The following is a 16,826-nucleotide window of genomic DNA, read 5'->3' on the forward strand; positions in this document are numbered from 1 at the left end:
ATAGTGAAGCACCGCGCACCGCGCCCCTTTTCCGCCGATCTCCAGCGGCCGCACATGTCACACAAGGATCACCCCGTGGGGGCCAGGCACCCTGCCAATACTCCGGTTTCCGATCGGATCCGGGCCCGCATCACCGAGGCCGGAGAGCGTTTTCATGCCAATGACAACATCGCGCGCTTTCTCGAGCACGGCGAACTCGATGCCCTGCAGGCCGAGGTCGAAGCGCGCATGGAAGACGTGCTGCGCACGCTGGTGATCGACGTCGACCAGGATCACAACACCCGCGAGACGGCCCGACGCGTCGCCAAGATGTACCTGAAGGAGATCTTTGCCGGACGGTACGCCAAGGCCCCGGAAGTCACGGAATTCCCGAACGTCGAACAGCTGAACGAGCTGATGATCGTGGGCCCGATCCGGGTGCGAAGCGCCTGCTCACACCATCTGTGCCCGATTATCGGCAGCCTTTGGGTGGGGGTCATGCCGAACCGGCACTCGAACCTGATCGGCCTGTCCAAGTACGCCCGGCTGGCCGAATGGATCATGTGCCGCCCGCAGATCCAGGAAGAGGCGGTGGCCCAGGTGGCGGACCTGCTCCAGGAAAAGATGAATCCCGATGGCCTGGCCATCGTCATGGAAGCCGAGCATTTCTGCATGCACTGGCGCGGGGTGCGCGACACCGACGCCAAGATGACCAATAGCGTGATGCGCGGCTCGTTCCTGAAGGACGACAAGCTGCGCCGCGAATTCCTGACGCTGCTGAACCTGAACCGCCGCTGATCCGCCCCGCCACCGCAGGAGGCCACCATGCTAGTTCGTCTGCTCTACGCCAGCCGCGCCAGGGAACCACTGGCCGCCGATGTGCTGGATGCCATCCTCGAAACCAGCCTGGCGCACAACCCCCGCCACGGCATTACCGGCGTGCTGTGCCACAGCAACAGCATTTTCCTGCAGGCGCTGGAGGGCAGCCGCGATGCGGTATCCCGGCTTTACCTCAATATCGGCCAGGACAGGCGCCATCACGAAGTGGTCCTGCTGCACTACGAGGAGATCGCCGAGCGGGCATTTTCCGGCTGGTCGATGGGACGCGTGAATGCCGGAAAGATCAACGCCGCGACGCTGCTCAAGTATTCGGCACAGGGCGAACTCGACCCATACCGCATGCCTGGCACCGCATCGCTGGCCTTGCTCAGGGAACTGATTGCCGGCGCCTCCATCGTCGGACGCAGTCCGGATCGCGGACGAAGCTGAACCTGGCGTCTGGTGGGGAATGCGCGTCGCCGTGGGCGGATGGGCTCAGGCCGACAATTGCCCGAACAGCCCGCACTCCAGGTCGCTCTCCAGTTCTTCCACCCATGACGTGCCCGGCCCGGCGTCGTAGACGCTTTCGGCGCCGGTCGCCTGCCTTCGCACCGTCACCTGGCGTGCCGCCGCGCCATTGACATCGGAAATGTCGAATTCCTGCAAGGCGAGACCGACCTGTCTGAACACCGCCTCGACCTCCTGCCGTTCCTGAGGGGGAAACTCGTCGAATTGACGCATCGTCATGGCACACCTCCACGCGGGTATTTGCGCGCGGACATAGCATGCCACTTTTCAATGCTGTACGTGATGCAGTGCGAAAGACCACGCGCACTTCGAATGTATTGAATCGCAAGCATCACATGGCCTATTACACCCGGCGACGTGCAACGGGACGTCGTCTACAGTGCACCAGGACGGCTAAGCCTGCGCCCCACACACTTTAAGAATCGAAGATAAATAGTAATTCGACTAAAAAACTGAATCTTCTTTTTTGCATCCGCATCATTCTTTCGCCTCCTGCATTTCTGCGCAGTCGTCTTGAACAATTTCCTGATTTTTCAATGAAAAGTGATGGACTGTAATCGCAGGGACTCGTAGTGTCGATCTTCTTATCTCCATCCCTATGGAAACGACAATGCGGAAGAAGATCACACACGAGACGGAAGACGAGCAACGGCGTCAGACCATCTTCCATACTGCGCAGGCGCAAGCGAACGCCCTGCATGGCATGTACCGGGACACGCTTGCAACCTTCACCGCCACACCTTCGGCCGTTCCCGTCCCGCGGGCCGCGCGTGCGATATTCTGGCTGGGCCGGCTCAGGCAATGGCGCGCGATCGACCTGGACAATGGCGACACCTGCGCCACGCCGAACTGGCTGTCACTGCAGCTGGGCGTTGTGGAATCGCTGTCCGGCACGCACGCGCTGGCCCTGCACAAGGAGCAATGGAGCGGCCCGACACGCCGACAGACCTACGAGCGCGACATGTCCCAGCAGATCGCCATGCTGCTGGCGCTCGACTGGAAGGAACTCGGCACCTTCTGCCTGGACGCCTGGTTCGGCATCGACAGCGACCTCGCGGCACTGCACCCGATGAATGGCATGACCGGGATGATCGTGAACATCGCCGGGCAGGCGCTGGGCGTCAGCGTTCCGCAAACCGTCTTCCACAAGAGCGACGCGCTGCTGGCCCGCATCGTCGAACGCTGGCAGGCCGACGACGAAACCTTCATGCCGCTGGCGTTCGAACTGGCCGACCGTCACCTCATGCAATGCCGGCTGGATACCGATCACTCGTTATTTGATTTCGATCATCCGGTCGAGCAGACGATTCCAGTCGAGCTTCTTATGCTGATGCGCTTGCGCGGATCGAACCACCTTCCCGAATACCTGACGAAACATGCCGCGCTGTCGCACCCCGCGGCCATGCTGTTGAAAGGGGGGCCACCGGTCCAGTCCCAACGCTGCGCGGGCTTCGTCGAACGCGTGAGCAGGCTGCTGCCGCAGTACCGGGCATTTACCGACGCCATCGACCGGCAGGTAAAAATACTGTCAGAGACGCGTTCGTAATGGTCATGCCAACAATCTAGTTGAATGACTATTTCTTGATCGGTCCGCAAGCGCCAAAATGCGACCGATCCGATGCATGGTTCGATGGAACGGCACATCGTCCATGCATGGCCAACGCGGCCTGGAAACGCCGCGTTATTGCCCTCCATCCTGTCTTCCAATGCTGAAATCCGACGAGAATTTTCTATGTAATTGAAATCTGACAATGCGCAATTCGTCTTGTCATAGAAATGTGATTTTCGGGAACGGATGGAGTATTTTTCCTATGCTTGAAAAAGCACCAAAACGAGTCGCGATTCCTACTGGACGCGTCATCTGTCTGCGAAAAGGACTTTGAGGCATGCCTGCAAAAACCATTCGGGTCGCTCTGGCTGACGACCATCCCCTTGTCGTCACGGCCCTGCGCGACTGCCTGCAGCGCACACCGGGCTTCCAGGTGAAATGTGAATGCACGAACGGCAGCGAGCTGGTCGGCGCCCTGGCCCAGAACCCGGTGGACGTCGCCGTCACCGACTTCAGCATGGGGCATGGCGATACGTCACTGGACGGCTTCAACCTGCTGCGCAGGCTGGGGCGCCTCTATCCGGAAACGCGCATTGTCATCGTCAGTGCGCAAACCAACCCCGGTGTTGTCATCCGCGCCATGAAACTCGGCGCCCGCGCGTTCGTCAGCAAGGAAGACGAACTCGACGAGATCGTCCGGGCCTGCATCCATGTGACCGTCAGCAACGGCAATTTCTATTCGCCCTCCATCCGCGCCGTGCTCGACAGCGTTGCCTCGGCCGCGCCAGCCACAGAACTGACGCTACGCGAACTCGAGGTGGTGCGGCTGTATGCCCAGGGCTTCCAGCTCAACGAGATCGCCAGCAAGCTGGGCCGGTCAGTCAGTACGATTTCCAGCCAGAAGACCGTGGCCATGCGCAAGCTCAACGTCCAGACCAATACGGATCTGATTCGCTACGCCTACGAGAACGGGCTGATCTGAGCTTTCGTCATGCAGCAGATACTGGATCGTACCCAGGAGTCCCTGGCGCAGTCGTTTGCCGCTCTCGCGCATAACGCGCGGCGCCAGCAACAACTCTATTACGCCACCGTCGGGCTGCTGATCGCCATCGTCATCGTTTCCGGGCTGTTGCTGGCCGGACTGGCGGCCGCGCGTCATCTCGATGCTCGCCGCAGCCATGTCGCGCAATATGTGAGCGGCATCTCCGTCAAGCTGCAGAGCCAGACGTCGTTCCTGCGCCGTACGGCACTGACTGTCGACTACTATCTCGCCGCATCCAGCGATGCGCCGCCCGACCCCGAACTGCTTGCGCAGGTCCGCCGTACCGGTGCGGCGCGGTCGTCCGATGGGAAGTATGTGCTGCTGGTGACCAACGCCGCGCGCGAGGCCTGGGCGAACACGCTGCCGCACAGGATCTGGCAACTGCAGCAGATCGCCACGGCCACGCTCACTACCAGCATGTCATTCGGGCTCGACATGCAGGCGTACGTGGTCGCGCCCGATGCGTCGTTCGCCATCCTGGTGTCTCCGGGGGGTATCCCCCCCAACACGCAAATCGATGCCGCGCTCGTGACCCGCCTGCGAGACGACCTTGCGCGCGGTGTCGCCAGCCATGGCGCTGGTCCGGACCTGACGGCGCCGCATTGGGTCGGGCCCGTCAGCGACCCGATTCTTCGCACGCGCGCCATGATTGCGACTCTGGACGCGCGGGGCACGGATGGGAACGGGCACGCCATCCTTGTTGCAGCGAGCATTCCGGCCCGGTCGTTTCTCGCCGGCCTTGCACGCCCCCCCGATCCGGCCACGCTCTGGCTAGTGAATCGCGACAACGCCAGTATCGACGTATCCCCGGATGCCGATACCTCGCTGTCCGACGACATCCCGCGGCATGCCAGAAGCCTTCCCGTCGACACCCCTACCCCGACACGCTATGGGCTGCTGCTGGTGCAGCCGCTGGACCCCGCATTCGGCACACTGATCTACCAGCTCTCGTACGGCACACTGCTGAATGCGATCGCGACGGAACTGTTCGCCATGCTCGGCGCCGGGCTGCTGCTGATCCTGGGCATCGTGCTGACCGCGCGCTACTGGGACATCCATCTTCTGCGCCGCAGCCACGCCGAAGCCGCGCGTTCGCTCGAGAACGAGACCATCAACCATATTCTGGTCAGTGCCACGCCGATCGGGCTGTGCATCGTGCGCCAGCATGACGAGTCGATCCTGACGTCGAACGCCGTCGCCGACTCGCTACTCGGCTGCACCCAGGGCGCTCGCATGCCGGCGTCCATCATGGATGCGCTGCGCAATCAGGCCGCCTCGTCCGGCCAGACGCGGCTCGCCTCGATCGTCCAGGTGACAGTGCCCGCCGCGGCGGCGGCGGTGGCGGTGGCAGGCACGCCGGCATCGCCGGTTCAGGAAGCTTCCGCGGGGGCACCCCGGCAGTTTCTGCAGGTGACCTGCGCGCCGGCCAGATATCGCGACGAATCGGTACTGTTCTGCGCGGTCCAGGACATCACGGCGCAGCACCAGCTTGAACTGCAGCTGCGAGAGGCGCGCGAGACGGCCGAAGCGATGATGCGCGCGCGGTCGAACTTCTTTGCCTCGATGAGCCACGAGATCCGGACGCCATTGAACGCATTGCTTGGCAATCTGGAGCTATTGGCACGTACGGACGGGCTGGAAGCGCAGGCGCCACGGCTCCGGGCGCTACAACTGGCATCGGAAGGGCTTCAGCGGATCGTCAACGACATTCTGGACTTTTCGAAGATCGACGCCGGCGAAATGAAACTGGTCGCCGAACCGTTCCGGCCGATTGACGATCTCGAAAGCCTGTCGATGTCCTATGCGCCGATGGCGCAGGGCAAGCCGATCCGCTTTTACGTGCATCTCTCCCCAACGCTGGACACAGTGCTGACCGGCGACCGGACCCGCATTGCCCAGGTCATCAACAACCTGCTCAGCAATGCCTTCAAGTTCACCCTGTGCGGCAAAGTGACGCTCAGCGCGGAGGTCACCATCGACACGCAGGACCGCAGCCTGCTGGTCTGCCGCGTGCGGGACTCGGGCATCGGCATGCCGCCCGCGCTGGTCGCGCGCATTTTCCACCCGTTCGTCCAGGGGGAAGCCAGTACATCGGCCCGATATGGCGGTACCGGACTTGGACTGTCGATCTGCGCCAGGCTGACCGAACTGATGAACGGCCATATCACGGTGGAAAGCGTCGAAGGTGTTGGCAGCGCGTTCACCGTGGTGGTGCCACTGGGCGCCGCGGCCACAAAGACCTCGCCGCCCGACCCGGTGACGCGCGGCACGCGGGCCATGATTCTTTGCCAGGAATCGGATTCGGGTGCCATGCTGCAGGCCTGGCTGGAGCGCGCGGGCTGGCGGTGCGACGTGTTCCGTCAACTCGGCGCCGCCCAGGCGTGGCTGCGGGCCAATCGACCCCATATTTTCGTGGTGACCGGCGAATACGGGCTCGATACCGTTGCGGACCTTCGGCAGTTGCACCCGGCCAACGTGGTGTGGGTGACGCGGGACGGCCCGGAGCACCCTGCCGACCGCGGCCACGGCGTATTCGAGGTTTCGACGTTCAGCCACAATGCCATCCTGGCTGGCACACTGGCCGCTCTGGACGCGGAGCCAGCTAACGCCGCCGACGCCGTCGACGCCACGGCCACCGCCGCCCACGCAGACGACAGCCTGGGCAACGCGCACCGCGACGGTGAAATCGGCCCGACTCGCCCCGATGCGGCCTCCGCCGGTGGCGACTTGCCACGCCCCACGATTCTGGTTGCCGAGGACAACGCGCTGAACCAGGCGCTGATCGCCGAACAACTGAGTGCCCTCGGCTGGGACCCGATTGTGGTTGGCGACGGGCGTCAGGCACTGTCCGCCTTCGAGCATGGCCACTTCGATGCCGTCCTGACCGACGTCCATATGCCGGTCATGGACGGCTATGAATTGCTTGCCGCGATCCGCGCCATCGATCCGGTCGTGCCGGTCCTGGCGTTCAGCGCGGTCACGCACACGGAACAGGCGGGCGCGTGGAGGGACCGGGGATTTACCGGCCATATCGCCAAGCCGGCGTCATTGAAGGCGCTCGAACAGGCGCTGCAAGCGATCCCGGGCAACCAGGCAGCAGACCATCCCAACGCGCACGACGCCCTACCGGCAAGCGGCCAGCAGGCCAACCCGCCAATTCCATCCACCGAGATTGCGCGCTACAAGAGCATGCTGCTCGAACACTTGAAGGACGACGGCCCGGAGCTGGCAGCCATCCTGCTGCGTCATGACCCGGTGGCGCTCCGCCATTGGGCGCATCGGTCGGCCGGTGCCTTTCTGGTGATCGATGCACAGGACATGGTGCGGTTGTGCCGCCAGGTGGAATCGCTTTGCAGCAAGGCCAGCGGGTGGACACCGGCCATCGCCGCCGCCGGCACTGCGCTGCATGAAGCGGTGCGCACGTTCCGCGACGAGACCGCCGGGCTGGACGCCTGACCTGTCGGCACATGGCGGCGCGGCCGTGCGAACACGCCACACATGCATCGGGAGAGGATTGCCGTCGTTGCACGGCCAGGCCGGGCGGACCATAATGGCGCGTCCGAGCGCGCCGTCGCGGTATTCCACTGCGTGTTCAGGGCTTTCCAAGAACAGCGCAAGCCGTCCGTCCTCTCCCGATGCAGTCCCACCAAGGTCTCCCGCGCCCCCAGCGTACCTGGGCAATCCTGACAGTGTTTTGCGGCCTGGTCATGGCCGTTCTCGATGGATCGATCGCCAATATCGCGCTTCCGTCCATTTCGCGGGATCTACAGAGCGACCCGGCACGAACCATCTGGGTCGTGAATGCCTATCAGCTCTCGGTCACGATCTTCCTGCTGCCGCTGTCATCACTCGGCGAAATCCTCGGGTACAAGCGCGTCTACCGGGTCGGGCTGGCCACGTTCCTGGTGGGGTCACTGCTCTGCGCGCTGTCACCCAACCTGCCGGTGCTGGTGGCGGCGCGTGTCATCCAGGGCATCGGCGGCGCGGGCATCATGAGTGTCAATACGGCACTGGTCCGCTATATCTACCCGCCGACCCGGCTGGGCCGCGGCATCGGTCTCAACGCGCTCGTGGTCGGGGTGACCATTGCCGTGGGGCCGTCGCTGGGCGCCCTGATCCTCGGATTCGGCAGTTGGCCCTGGCTTTTTGCAGTCAACGTGCCAGTCGCTATCTTTGCGCTTGCGCTATCGCGCCGCGCGCTGCCCGAAACGCCGCCGCAGCCGCGCGCCTTTGACTATCCCAGCGCCGTGCTGTCCGCCGTGGTGATCGGGCTTTTCGTACTGGGCGTGGATGGGCTGGGACACGATACGTTGCGGATCGCCGGGGTGACCGGCCTGTTGCTGTCCATCCTGCTTGGCTGGCTGCTGGTACGCCGGCAGCAGGGCCAGCCGGCGCCGCTTGTGCCGGTAGACCTGTTTGCCAGCCGCGCCTTCACGCTGGCCGTTGGCACCTCGTTCTGTTCCTTCATGACGCAGATGCTGGCGTTTGTGGCGCTGCCGTTCTACCTCGAATACCAGCTTGGCCGCAGCCTGGCGGAAACCGGCCTGCTGATCACACCGTGGCCGCTGATGGTGGCCCTCATGGCCGCCCTGTCGGGCCGGTTGTCGGACCGGTATCCCGCCAGCGTGCTGGCCGGTGCGGGGCTGCTGATGCTGGCTGCCGGGCTGGTCGGCCTGGCGGTGCTGAGCCCCGATGCCGGCAGCCTCGACATCGCCTGGCGCACCGCGCTATGCGGAATCGGCTTCGGGTTCTTCCAGTCGCCCAACAACCGCGCCATGATCAGCGCCACGCCGCACGAGCGCAGCGGTGGCGCGAGCGGTGCACAGGCCACGACGCGCCTGCTTGGACAAACCACAGGCACCGCCGTCGTTGCCGTGCTGTTCAGCCTGGATCGCGGCGACGCCGCGCGGACCGCGCTGTATGTGGCCGCCCTGGTGGCCACCCTCGGCGCCATTGTCAGCCTGAGCCGGTTGCGCGATCGCCAGGTTGCGGATACGGCGGGCCCCTCAGCGTAGCGCGTCCCGATGGGCCATGCCCAGCGCGCGCTCGATCCGCTCCAGGCGCTCGTGCCACGTGGACGCATCATCCGGTGCCGGGACCGCCAGGCCGCCGTGGCCGCCGGCATCGCGAATCCGGTTGTGATCACCTTCCACCGAAATCACGGTACAACCCGCCAGCAGCAGCACCAGCGCCGCCGTGCCAAACACGCCGCCCATGCCGCGCCCCTTGCGCACGTATCGATTCGCCATGATTTCCTCGTGACATCGGCCAGCCAACAAAAAAACCGGGCAATGCACCGTCCTGCCTGACAGCGCGTTGCCCGGAACCGCTACCGGCTTACCCGCCGGCTGGGTACTTCCTGGTCAGTTCAGGCCGGGCCCAGGTCGAGCCACGGCTTGGAATCGCCACCTTCCACCGTCGACGTGTAGTTCGGATCGCCCGGCTCCTGGTCGGCGCCCACCCACCACTTGGCGCGGTACTTGTGCAGCCCCTGGCCCTCGTAGTTGTTGGTCACCTCGGCGCCGGTCTCGTACGATTGCGGACGCCACGTGCCGGAGGTGTCCGAACTGCCGCCTGCCAGCACGCGCAGTTGTACCGACGTGGTGTCCTTGTCGCCCGTGCCTGCCAGGCCGGTGGCGGTCAGCTTCACCTCGATGATCGTGTCGCGGTCCACCAGCGGCGCGTTGGCGTTGACCGTGACCGAATCCGCACCATTGAACGACAGGCCCGGCGCCGACCACGAGAACAGCAGCGGCGGCGGGCCGCTGGAGTCGGCGGCGGACAACTGGATCGGGGCGCCGCTTTCGACCTGCGTCCGTCCGGTAATAACGGCCACCACGTCGCCTTCGGAGGCCTCGCCCGGCACGATGGTCAGGAAGATCGCGCTCTGGTCCGTTTCGGTGCCGTCGTTCACGGTCAGCTTGACCCAATAGTCGGTCGGCGCCGTCACCGACGGCGCGGTGCTTTCCACCGTTTCGTCGGTGCTGCCGTCGAACGGCAGGTCCGGCGCATCCCAGACATAGGTCAGGGGATTGTCATCGGGGTCGAACGACGCTTCGGCCGACAGTGCATACGGCGTGCCCGATTCCAGCAGCACGGTGATCCGGGAAGTGGGCGGCTCCTGGGTCTTCTTCTTGACCACCAGGTTCTGGCTGTCGGTGGCCGTCTTGCCGTTGGCATCGGTCACCGTCAGCGTCACCGTGTAGGTACGGGTGACCAGCGGCAGCGCGCCCTCCACCACGGCGGAGGTCTTGCCGTCCAGGAACGTCAGGCCGGGCGCGCTCCACTTGTAGGTGAGCGGTTCGGCGCCATGCGAGCGCAGCCCCGAGAACGACACCTCGTCACCCTCGAACGCCTCGGTCGGCCCTTCGATCACGGCCACCGTGGCGCCCACATTGCCGGTGTTGATCCCTTCGAAGTAGAACGGCTCCATGTCGACGACTTCGGTCTTCGCCGTCGCCCCCAGGCCTTCACGTGCGGCGTTCAGCAGCACGCCGTTGTCCATGTCGATGGTCCAGGTGAACAGGCCGCCCAGGTTGTGCTGGAGCACGTACTCGCCCTTTGCCTTCACCGAGCGCGGCGTGTCGATCGACAGGAACAGGCCGGTTTCCGGATTGAACAGGTAATCGGCGTCGGCCTCCTGGTCCGTGTACACGTTGAACCCGTTGATGCCCGTGCGGTTTTCGAGGTCGAGGTAGTTGTACAGGATGTCGTAGAACTCGCTCGCACCCGACTCGTAGGTGCCGGTGGTCGTGCCGGTACCCGGGCTGTACGTCCCCACCAGCGGCGACCAGCTTTCGATCACGGCATTGCGCGCGCTGCGGCTGTAGGCCGCGTAGCCGACGAAGATGTTCTTCGACGGCACGCCCACGCTCAGCAGGTACTGCACCGACTTGTCGATGCTGAACTGGCTGCCCTCGTAGTCGTACAGGTTCGTGTGGTGCGCCAGCTTCTCGGCCCATGGCGTGCCGAAGAAGTCGTAGGTCATCAGGTTGATGCCCTCCACACCGGCGGGCAGCATGCCCGGGATGTCTGCGGCAATCATCGTGTCCATGGCCGCGCCCGCCGCGATACTCACCCGCACGTGGGGCAGGCGCTGCTTGATGCCACGCACCAGCGCCTGGAAGTGGGCCGCGTCCTCGGGGCCATGCGGATTGCCCGCGCCGGGCATGCCCGGATATTCCCAGTCCAGGTCGACCTCGGTGAACATCGGGAACCGGTCGAAGATATAGGCGATGCTCTCGATCAGCGTCTGGCGCCGCGTGGCATCGGCCGTTGCGGCGTGGAAGGCGCCGCTCATCGTCCAGCCGCCCAGGCTGAACGACAGCTTCAGGTTCGGATTCTGCTGCTTGAGCTTGGCCAGGCCGCCCAGTACGCCCTGGGCCTTGCTCTGGTCGAACAGCTCTCGGTAGTCGTTGCTGACCCAGCCGCTGAAGCCCACGTTGCGGTACGACGCCACATCGCCCCACGGGTCGGTGAAGGTGGCTTCGTTGAGCTTCTTGCCAAAATCCACCGCCGCCTGGTCGATCGTGTACTGCTTCTCGCCCGTGTCGCCCACGATGCCGGCGAACCCGATGATCAGACGATCGTAAGCCGATGCATTGAGCAGCATCAGGTCGGTGCCACGGCCTGCGGCGCTATTGGCGTAATTGCCATCCAGCCGGCCGTCGTACTGCGACCAGTCGGTGTAGTAGCCGAAAACCTGCGTACCTTTCTGCGTCGCACCGTAGGTGTTGTACACGCGCTTGGCAACACGGGTCGAGGTGTACGAGTACTTCTCGACCTCGGTGGCCGGATCGTAGTTGTTTTGCTTGTAGGTGCGGTCCGACGCGCCCTTCGAATCCGGAATATTGGGATCGCCCGGATCTTGCGCGTAGACCAGCTTGCTGTTGTTGCGCCCGCTGCCCAGCACATTGCGCACGCCGGCAAAGCGGCGCAGCGGCACACGCGGCGGCTCCGTATCCGAGGGGTCCCCGCTGCGATATGTGCGCGAGTTCCAGCCGGCGCGCCCCTGAGTTGCCTGGCCGGCCGGTTGGTCGTTGCTGTCACACGATTTCTTTGTCATGACATCTGTCCTTGCAGAATGGTTTGAATGCCGCCGGCGTGTTGCGCCTTTTTGATTCCGGCCCGTGATACCGGCGGCCAGACGCATCTTTCTCTTCCGGCCACTGCAATGACATGGATCCGGCGTGGAATATAAACGGTCATATCCGTTTCAACCCGGATTCTCCGATTTGCCCCCGTGCATATACGCAATCGGGTTTCCGCGCCAATACCCGCTAATCCCCGGACATGGATCGGCAATGACCCATCGCCGCTAATGGATGACGTGGATTCGTGCAAATCCATCGGTCGCGCAATGCCTGACTGCGGCAATAACTTAATACCCGTATGGGTTATGATGCGGGCGGTATCCCGCGTCCGCGGACTTTAATATCGTCAGGTCATCTTGTCCTGACAATCGATCAGCACGCACGGATATTCCTTATCCAGACGAAGATGGTGAGCCCACAGCACCGTCCATTGTTTCCGTAATTGGCGATATACGGCAGAGAACGGCGTTGAGCCGTCACCCGTGCGGGTCAGATTCCGAAGAAATATCTTCCATGGGAGCTATTTCTGCGTGTCGATACGCTTGTCGTCCATCGCAGACGACATGGGGTAATCGAAATGATCCGGAATAGCGATTCGGTATTCTTTGATTGGGACACCGACCGTGTATTACGCGGCGGCGTGGTAGCCAAGATAACCGGCCAGCAAAAGAAACTGCTGCGCCTGCTGGTGGAAGGCAAGGCCGCCATCAAATCCCGCGATTCCCTGTTGAAGGGTGTCTGGGGAAAACGCGCCGCACTGGTGGACGAACTCTACCTGGTCCAACTGGTGTACCGCCTCCGCAAGGCGCTGAGTCCGGTCAGCCTGGACGCCCATATCGTGACCGTGCCGCGCCAGGGCTATCGGTTCATTCCGGTGCCGTACACCACCACGGTCCCGCCCGCGCCGGAAGCGGTGCCGCCGGTGGATTCCGCGCTGGAGCAGGCGCGGGGCCTGGCCCATGTGCTGGCGCGCCTGGGCATGCCGATCTCCACATCGTCAGTCTCGGCATTTTCGGATATCGACGATGCGCTGCATATCGACGAGTCGCAGGGCATCATCTCGTGCAACGGCGTCATCGCCAAGCTCACGCGCTTCGAGTTGCGGTTGCTGATCGTGCTGAGGGACCACGGCGAGAAAGTCATGTCGCGGCAGCAGATCATTGCCGCGGTCTGGGGGCCGGGCGCGATGGTGGATGAAAACTGCCTGACGCAGCTGGTGTCGCGGCTGCGGCGCGCGCTGCATCCGCTGGGCCTGGACAGTTGCGTATCGGCGGTGCCCAAGGTGGGCTACCGCTTTCGTCCGCAGACTGGCACGGCGGCGCGTGTCCTCTGACCGCTAGCCGCCGCCCTGGCTCCATGTCGCTACTCGGCCTTCGCGCCGGAATCCTTGACGACCTTGGCCCACTTGGCAATCTCGCCGCGCTGGTAGTCGGCGAGCTTGTCAGGCGTGCCCAGCACGGGGTCCAGGCCCAGCGTCTTCAGCTTGGCCTGGACGTCGGGCTGCGTGAAGATGCGGTTCAGTTCGGTGTTGAGCTTGGCCACCACGTCCTTCGGCGTGTGGGCCGGCGCGAAGATCGCGAACCAGGAGGTGGCCTCATAACCGGGCAGCCCCTGCTCCGCGATGGTCGGAATGTCCGGCGCCGACGCCGATCGCTGCGCACTGGTCACACCCAGCGCCCGCAGCTTGCCCTCCTTCACCACCGGCAATGCCGAGGGCAGGTTGTCGAACATCATCGTAATATGGCCACCCAGCAGGTCTGGAATGGCCATGGCCCGGCCCTTGTACGGCACGTGAACGATCTTGGTGCCGGCCATGGTGTTGAACAGTTCGCCCGCCACATGCAGCGACGTCCCCACGCCCGGCGTGCCGAACGTCAGCTGGCCCGGCTTCGACTTGGCCAGTGCGATCAGTTCCTGGACGTTTTTCGCCGGCACCGACGGGTGCACGACGAGCACGTTGGGGGTCGACGCCAGCAGGATCACCGGCGTGAAGTCCTTCACCATGTCATACGGCATCTTGCTGTAGAGCGCGCCGTTGATCGAATGCGTGCCCACCGTGCCCATGGCCAGCGTGTAGCCGTCCGGCGCGGCATGGGCCACCGCCTCGCCGCCGATATTGCCGCCGGCACCGGGCTTGTTGTCGACCACCACCGGCTGACCCAGCGAAAACTTCTCGGAAACGATGCGTGCCAGGATATCGGGCGCCCCGCCGCTCGGAAAACCCACCACGATGCGGACGGGCTTGGTCGGGTAGGCGTCGGCGGCCAGCACGGCAGGCGCGGCGGACACGGCGGCGAGAGCGGCCGTGGCAGCCAGCATCCCCAGCACCTGGCGGCGCCGGATCATTCGAGCACGCATGATTCTGTCTCCTGAATCGTTCTTTATTTAGATACCGGAATTGCCATTGCCTTGCGACTACACGGCAATATTGCCGAATTCCTTTGACACCTGGTCGTGCAGGCGACGCATGCCGCGCAACCAGCGATCATAGTCCTGCCCCTTGCGCCGATAGTATTCCAGCACCTCCGGATGCGGCAGCACCAGGAAACTCTCGGCGGCCATGCCCTCCAGCGTCTTCTCGGCCACGTGTTCCGGCGTGACCGAGCCCGCCTGCAGGAACCCCTTGCGCTCGCCGTCCTCGCCGAACAGCATCTTCGTCTGCACGCCCTGCGGGCAGATGCAGCTCACCTTGATGCCACGGTCGCCATATGTGATCGATAGCCACTCGGCAAAGCCGATGGCTGCGTGCTTGGTCACGGCATACGGCGCCGAGCCGATCTGCGACAACAGGCCGGCGGCGGAGACCGTATTGACCAGATAGCCGTCGCCGCGCTCCAGCATCTGCGGCAGCACGGCCTTGGCGGCATGGATATGGGCCATCACGTTGATGTCCCAGATCCGCTGCCACTCTTCGGCGGATGCCTCCAGCCCCTTGCGCAGGATGATGCCGGCGTTCGAGCAGAAGACGTCGACCTGGCCAAAGCGTTGCGTGGCGGTATCGACCAGGCCCTGCACCGCGGCGGCATCGGCCACGTCCACCCGCTGCGAGAACACCTGGCACTGCGGCGCGGCGGCCGCCGCTTCGGCAGCCACCTGCGCGGCGCCGGCGGCATCGATGTCGGCCACGGCCACGCCGCGGGCGCCGGCCCTGGCAAACGCCAGCACCAGCGCGCGTCCGATGCCCGTACCGCCACCCGTCACGATCACAGTCTTGTTACGAATCTCCATCGATATCTCCTTCCCGTTTTCAGAATCCGGTCACGCGGACTGCCACAGCCGCGTTGCAAGTGTGTCGGCCAGCTCACGAATGCGCGGCCCAAGGTTGCCTTCGAGGACTTCCGGAGACAGCCGCGTCGACGCGCCGCCGATATTGATCGACAGCACTTCGGAGCCATCCGCCAGCCGGACGGGCGCCGCCGCGCCGCTGACCGACCTGTCCCACTCGGCATGCGCCACGCAGAAGCCCCGGCGCGCGTGCTCGCGCATGGCACGTTCGAGCCGCGTCCGCACGCCGGGCCAGCGCGTGCCGTGCTGGCGTTCCAGTTCGGTCATCACGGCCGTACGCCGCGCCACGGGCAGCCCAGCCAACCAGGCGCGGCCGATGGCCGACGTCGCCATCGGCAAGCGCGATCCCGGCGTGAGCCGCATGACCAGCGCGCCACGTGGCTGGCAGACTTCCAGGTAGAGCATGTCATGCCGATCGGGCGCCGCCAGCGCCACGGTGCATCCCGTCGCAAATGCAAGAGACTGCATCAGCGGCTGCGCGATATTGCGGATGCCGGCGCCGGACAGATAACGCTGCCCGGGCAGCATCGCGCCCTGGCCGATGCGGTACTTTTCCTGGTCTTCCACATAGACGAGATAGCCGACGCTGGCCAGTGTGTAGGTGAGCCGCGACACCGTGGGTCGGGGAATACCCGTACGCCGGGACAGTTCGGCGTTGCCCAGGAAGTCGTCGTCCGGGCCAAAGGCGCGCAGCAGTTCCAGCCCCCGCGCCAGCGCCGTGACGAAGTTGCGGTCCTCGCCATCCATCGCGTGCGCGGCCTCGCTCGACACAAGGGCGGAATCGGGCGGCTGCGGAATCGAGGTCGTGCGCTTCATGGTGCGATTGATATCAGTTTCCGTGCCCGATGCACGTCGCTATGTAGCGAAAACATGTCCGTCAGAAGTACGGTTCATGGACCGAAGGACGCAGTCGCCATTCCGCGACGGTTCAACCGGGCGCCTGGGCAAAATTCGGACGGCTACGATTCCACCCCCGGAGTGACCTTGCCACACTGGCTCGCCAACACTAACTGGGAGGCTATCAACATGTGGCTGGATGAACGCGGCATTTGCCGAGCCATCGACGCCAGCCAGTTCCTGCAGGCCGAGTCCATGGCGGCCTTGAACCCGGCTCCGCAGGCTGCATAGATCTCACCTCGAACATGCCGGCATTCGTCCACGAGTTGATTCTGTACGCAAAGGACATGACCCTTGAAGTCAGCTATTAGGTGGCTTGCGACCTGCCTCGCAGTGCTACTACTGCTAGCCGTCGGGATTGATGCACTCAACGCATGGCGGGATTCGGCGCCGTATCACTTCGGCGGCGACGGCGGCGCCATGGCGAACCGCTGGGCATATCGGTCGCTGGCAGCTTACCTGCTCACTGCCACGCTCATTGCATGTGCATGTGTGCTTGCCCTGCTTGGCATGTGGGCGGGCTCGATGGCTTTGCCTTGGCGCAGGGTATGCGTCATGCCATTGCTCGTGCTGATCGGGGTCATCGCTACGGACTGGATATCGGAAATTCTTTAAGGCGCGGCGCGTCCTTCCC

General features: G+C 64.2%; 15 protein-coding genes. 9 read left to right on the forward strand and 6 right to left on the reverse strand.

Features of this window, described 5'->3' with window-relative positions:
- Window positions 1-54 precede the first annotated feature (54 nt).
- A complete protein-coding gene (folE, locus tag AC3FJ6_RS15770; RefSeq protein WP_488772766.1) occupies window positions 55-777 on the forward strand; it encodes a GTP cyclohydrolase I in 723 nt (240 codons plus the stop codon).
- A 27-nt stretch (window positions 778-804) separates the two neighbouring features.
- Window positions 805-1,248 (forward strand): BLUF domain-containing protein, encoded by a 444-nt coding sequence (locus AC3FJ6_RS15775; protein ID WP_488772767.1) that lies wholly within the window; start codon window positions 805-807, stop codon window positions 1,246-1,248.
- 45 nt (window positions 1,249-1,293) lie between these two features.
- On the opposite strand, the gene AC3FJ6_RS15780 is transcribed toward AC3FJ6_RS15775, so the two are convergent.
- Window positions 1,294-1,545, reverse strand: coding sequence for a hypothetical protein (locus tag AC3FJ6_RS15780; RefSeq protein WP_488772768.1), 252 nt, complete (start codon window positions 1,543-1,545; stop codon window positions 1,294-1,296).
- A 391-nt stretch (window positions 1,546-1,936) separates the two neighbouring features.
- On the opposite strand from AC3FJ6_RS15780, the gene AC3FJ6_RS15785 reads away from it, so the two are divergent.
- The 4 genes from AC3FJ6_RS15785 to AC3FJ6_RS15800 all read left to right on the forward strand — a co-directional run bounded on the left by AC3FJ6_RS15785 (window position 1,937) and on the right by AC3FJ6_RS15800 (window position 8,932).
- Window positions 1,937-2,872, forward strand: a complete 936-nt coding sequence (locus tag AC3FJ6_RS15785) for a hypothetical protein (protein ID WP_488772769.1) — start codon at window positions 1,937-1,939, stop codon at window positions 2,870-2,872.
- A gap of 340 nt (window positions 2,873-3,212) precedes the next feature.
- Window positions 3,213-3,857 (forward strand): response regulator, encoded by a 645-nt coding sequence (locus AC3FJ6_RS15790; RefSeq protein WP_153949237.1) that lies wholly within the window; start codon window positions 3,213-3,215, stop codon window positions 3,855-3,857.
- Window positions 3,858-3,866: 9 nt separating this feature from the next.
- Window positions 3,867-7,373: an ATP-binding protein gene (locus AC3FJ6_RS15795; protein WP_488772770.1), complete on the forward strand. Its 3,507-nt coding sequence runs from the start codon at window positions 3,867-3,869 to the stop codon at window positions 7,371-7,373.
- A gap of 179 nt (window positions 7,374-7,552) precedes the next feature.
- Window positions 7,553-8,932, forward strand: a complete 1,380-nt coding sequence (locus AC3FJ6_RS15800) for an MFS transporter (RefSeq protein ID WP_488772771.1) — start codon at window positions 7,553-7,555, stop codon at window positions 8,930-8,932.
- Here AC3FJ6_RS15800 and AC3FJ6_RS15805 read toward each other — a convergent pair.
- Both AC3FJ6_RS15805 and AC3FJ6_RS15810 read right to left on the reverse strand, forming a co-directional pair.
- Complete coding sequence (locus tag AC3FJ6_RS15805) at window positions 8,924-9,166, reverse strand: hypothetical protein (protein ID WP_153949234.1); 243 nt, start codon at window positions 9,164-9,166, stop codon at window positions 8,924-8,926. The genes AC3FJ6_RS15800 and AC3FJ6_RS15805 overlap by 9 nt on opposite strands.
- A gap of 119 nt (window positions 9,167-9,285) precedes the next feature.
- Complete coding sequence (locus AC3FJ6_RS15810; protein ID WP_488772772.1) at window positions 9,286-11,982, reverse strand: glycoside hydrolase family 18 protein; 2,697 nt, start codon at window positions 11,980-11,982, stop codon at window positions 9,286-9,288.
- 668 nt (window positions 11,983-12,650) lie between these two features.
- Between AC3FJ6_RS15810 and AC3FJ6_RS15815 the strand changes: the two genes are divergently transcribed.
- On the forward strand, window positions 12,651-13,343 hold the full coding sequence (locus AC3FJ6_RS15815; RefSeq protein WP_488772773.1) for a winged helix-turn-helix domain-containing protein: 693 nt from the start codon (window positions 12,651-12,653) through the stop codon (window positions 13,341-13,343).
- 29 nt (window positions 13,344-13,372) lie between these two features.
- Here the strand turns inward: AC3FJ6_RS15815 and AC3FJ6_RS15820 are convergent, their stop codons facing one another.
- From AC3FJ6_RS15820 to AC3FJ6_RS15830, 3 genes are read right to left on the reverse strand one after another with little or no spacing between them, the layout of a single operon-like run.
- Window positions 13,373-14,368, reverse strand: a complete 996-nt coding sequence (locus AC3FJ6_RS15820; RefSeq protein WP_488772774.1) for a tripartite tricarboxylate transporter substrate binding protein — start codon at window positions 14,366-14,368, stop codon at window positions 13,373-13,375.
- Between the two features lie 57 nt (window positions 14,369-14,425).
- Window positions 14,426-15,238 (reverse strand): SDR family oxidoreductase, encoded by an 813-nt coding sequence (locus AC3FJ6_RS15825; protein WP_153949230.1) that lies wholly within the window; start codon window positions 15,236-15,238, stop codon window positions 14,426-14,428.
- Window positions 15,239-15,268: 30 nt separating this feature from the next.
- Window positions 15,269-16,111: an IclR family transcriptional regulator gene (locus AC3FJ6_RS15830; RefSeq protein WP_153949229.1), complete on the reverse strand. Its 843-nt coding sequence runs from the start codon at window positions 16,109-16,111 to the stop codon at window positions 15,269-15,271.
- 168 nt (window positions 16,112-16,279) lie between these two features.
- On the opposite strand from AC3FJ6_RS15830, the gene AC3FJ6_RS15835 reads away from it, so the two are divergent.
- Window positions 16,280-16,423 (forward strand): hypothetical protein, encoded by a 144-nt coding sequence (locus AC3FJ6_RS15835; RefSeq protein ID WP_488772775.1) that lies wholly within the window; start codon window positions 16,280-16,282, stop codon window positions 16,421-16,423.
- Between the two features lie 63 nt (window positions 16,424-16,486).
- Window positions 16,487-16,807, forward strand: a complete 321-nt coding sequence (locus tag AC3FJ6_RS15840) for a hypothetical protein (RefSeq protein WP_488772776.1) — start codon at window positions 16,487-16,489, stop codon at window positions 16,805-16,807.
- Window positions 16,808-16,826 lie beyond the last annotated feature (19 nt).

The sequence above is a fragment of the Cupriavidus sp. 94F1 genome (genome assembly GCF_057798875.1).

Excerpts from the sequence above, each read along its gene's own strand:
- AC3FJ6_RS15820 (WP_488772774.1), bottom strand. The coding sequence starts at position 14,368 with ATGCGTGCTCGAATGATCCGGCGCCGCCAGGTGCTGGGGATGCTGGCT.
- AC3FJ6_RS15775 (WP_488772767.1), top strand. The coding sequence starts at position 805 with ATGCTAGTTCGTCTGCTCTACGCCAGCCGCGCCAGGGAACCACTGGCC.
- AC3FJ6_RS15810 (WP_488772772.1), bottom strand. The coding sequence starts at position 11,982 with ATGACAAAGAAATCGTGTGACAGCAACGACCAACCGGCCGGCCAGGCA.
- folE (WP_488772766.1), top strand. The coding sequence starts at position 55 with ATGTCACACAAGGATCACCCCGTGGGGGCCAGGCACCCTGCCAATACT.
- AC3FJ6_RS15805 (WP_153949234.1), bottom strand. The coding sequence starts at position 9,166 with ATGGCGAATCGATACGTGCGCAAGGGGCGCGGCATGGGCGGCGTGTTT.
- AC3FJ6_RS15780 (WP_488772768.1), bottom strand. The coding sequence starts at position 1,545 with ATGACGATGCGTCAATTCGACGAGTTTCCCCCTCAGGAACGGCAGGAG.
- AC3FJ6_RS15785 (WP_488772769.1), top strand. The coding sequence starts at position 1,937 with ATGCGGAAGAAGATCACACACGAGACGGAAGACGAGCAACGGCGTCAG.
- AC3FJ6_RS15825 (WP_153949230.1), bottom strand. The coding sequence starts at position 15,238 with ATGGAGATTCGTAACAAGACTGTGATCGTGACGGGTGGCGGTACGGGC.
- AC3FJ6_RS15800 (WP_488772771.1), top strand. The coding sequence starts at position 7,553 with ATGCAGTCCCACCAAGGTCTCCCGCGCCCCCAGCGTACCTGGGCAATC.
- AC3FJ6_RS15795 (WP_488772770.1), top strand. The coding sequence starts at position 3,867 with ATGCAGCAGATACTGGATCGTACCCAGGAGTCCCTGGCGCAGTCGTTT.
- AC3FJ6_RS15830 (WP_153949229.1), bottom strand. The coding sequence starts at position 16,111 with ATGAAGCGCACGACCTCGATTCCGCAGCCGCCCGATTCCGCCCTTGTG.
- AC3FJ6_RS15790 (WP_153949237.1), top strand. The coding sequence starts at position 3,213 with ATGCCTGCAAAAACCATTCGGGTCGCTCTGGCTGACGACCATCCCCTT.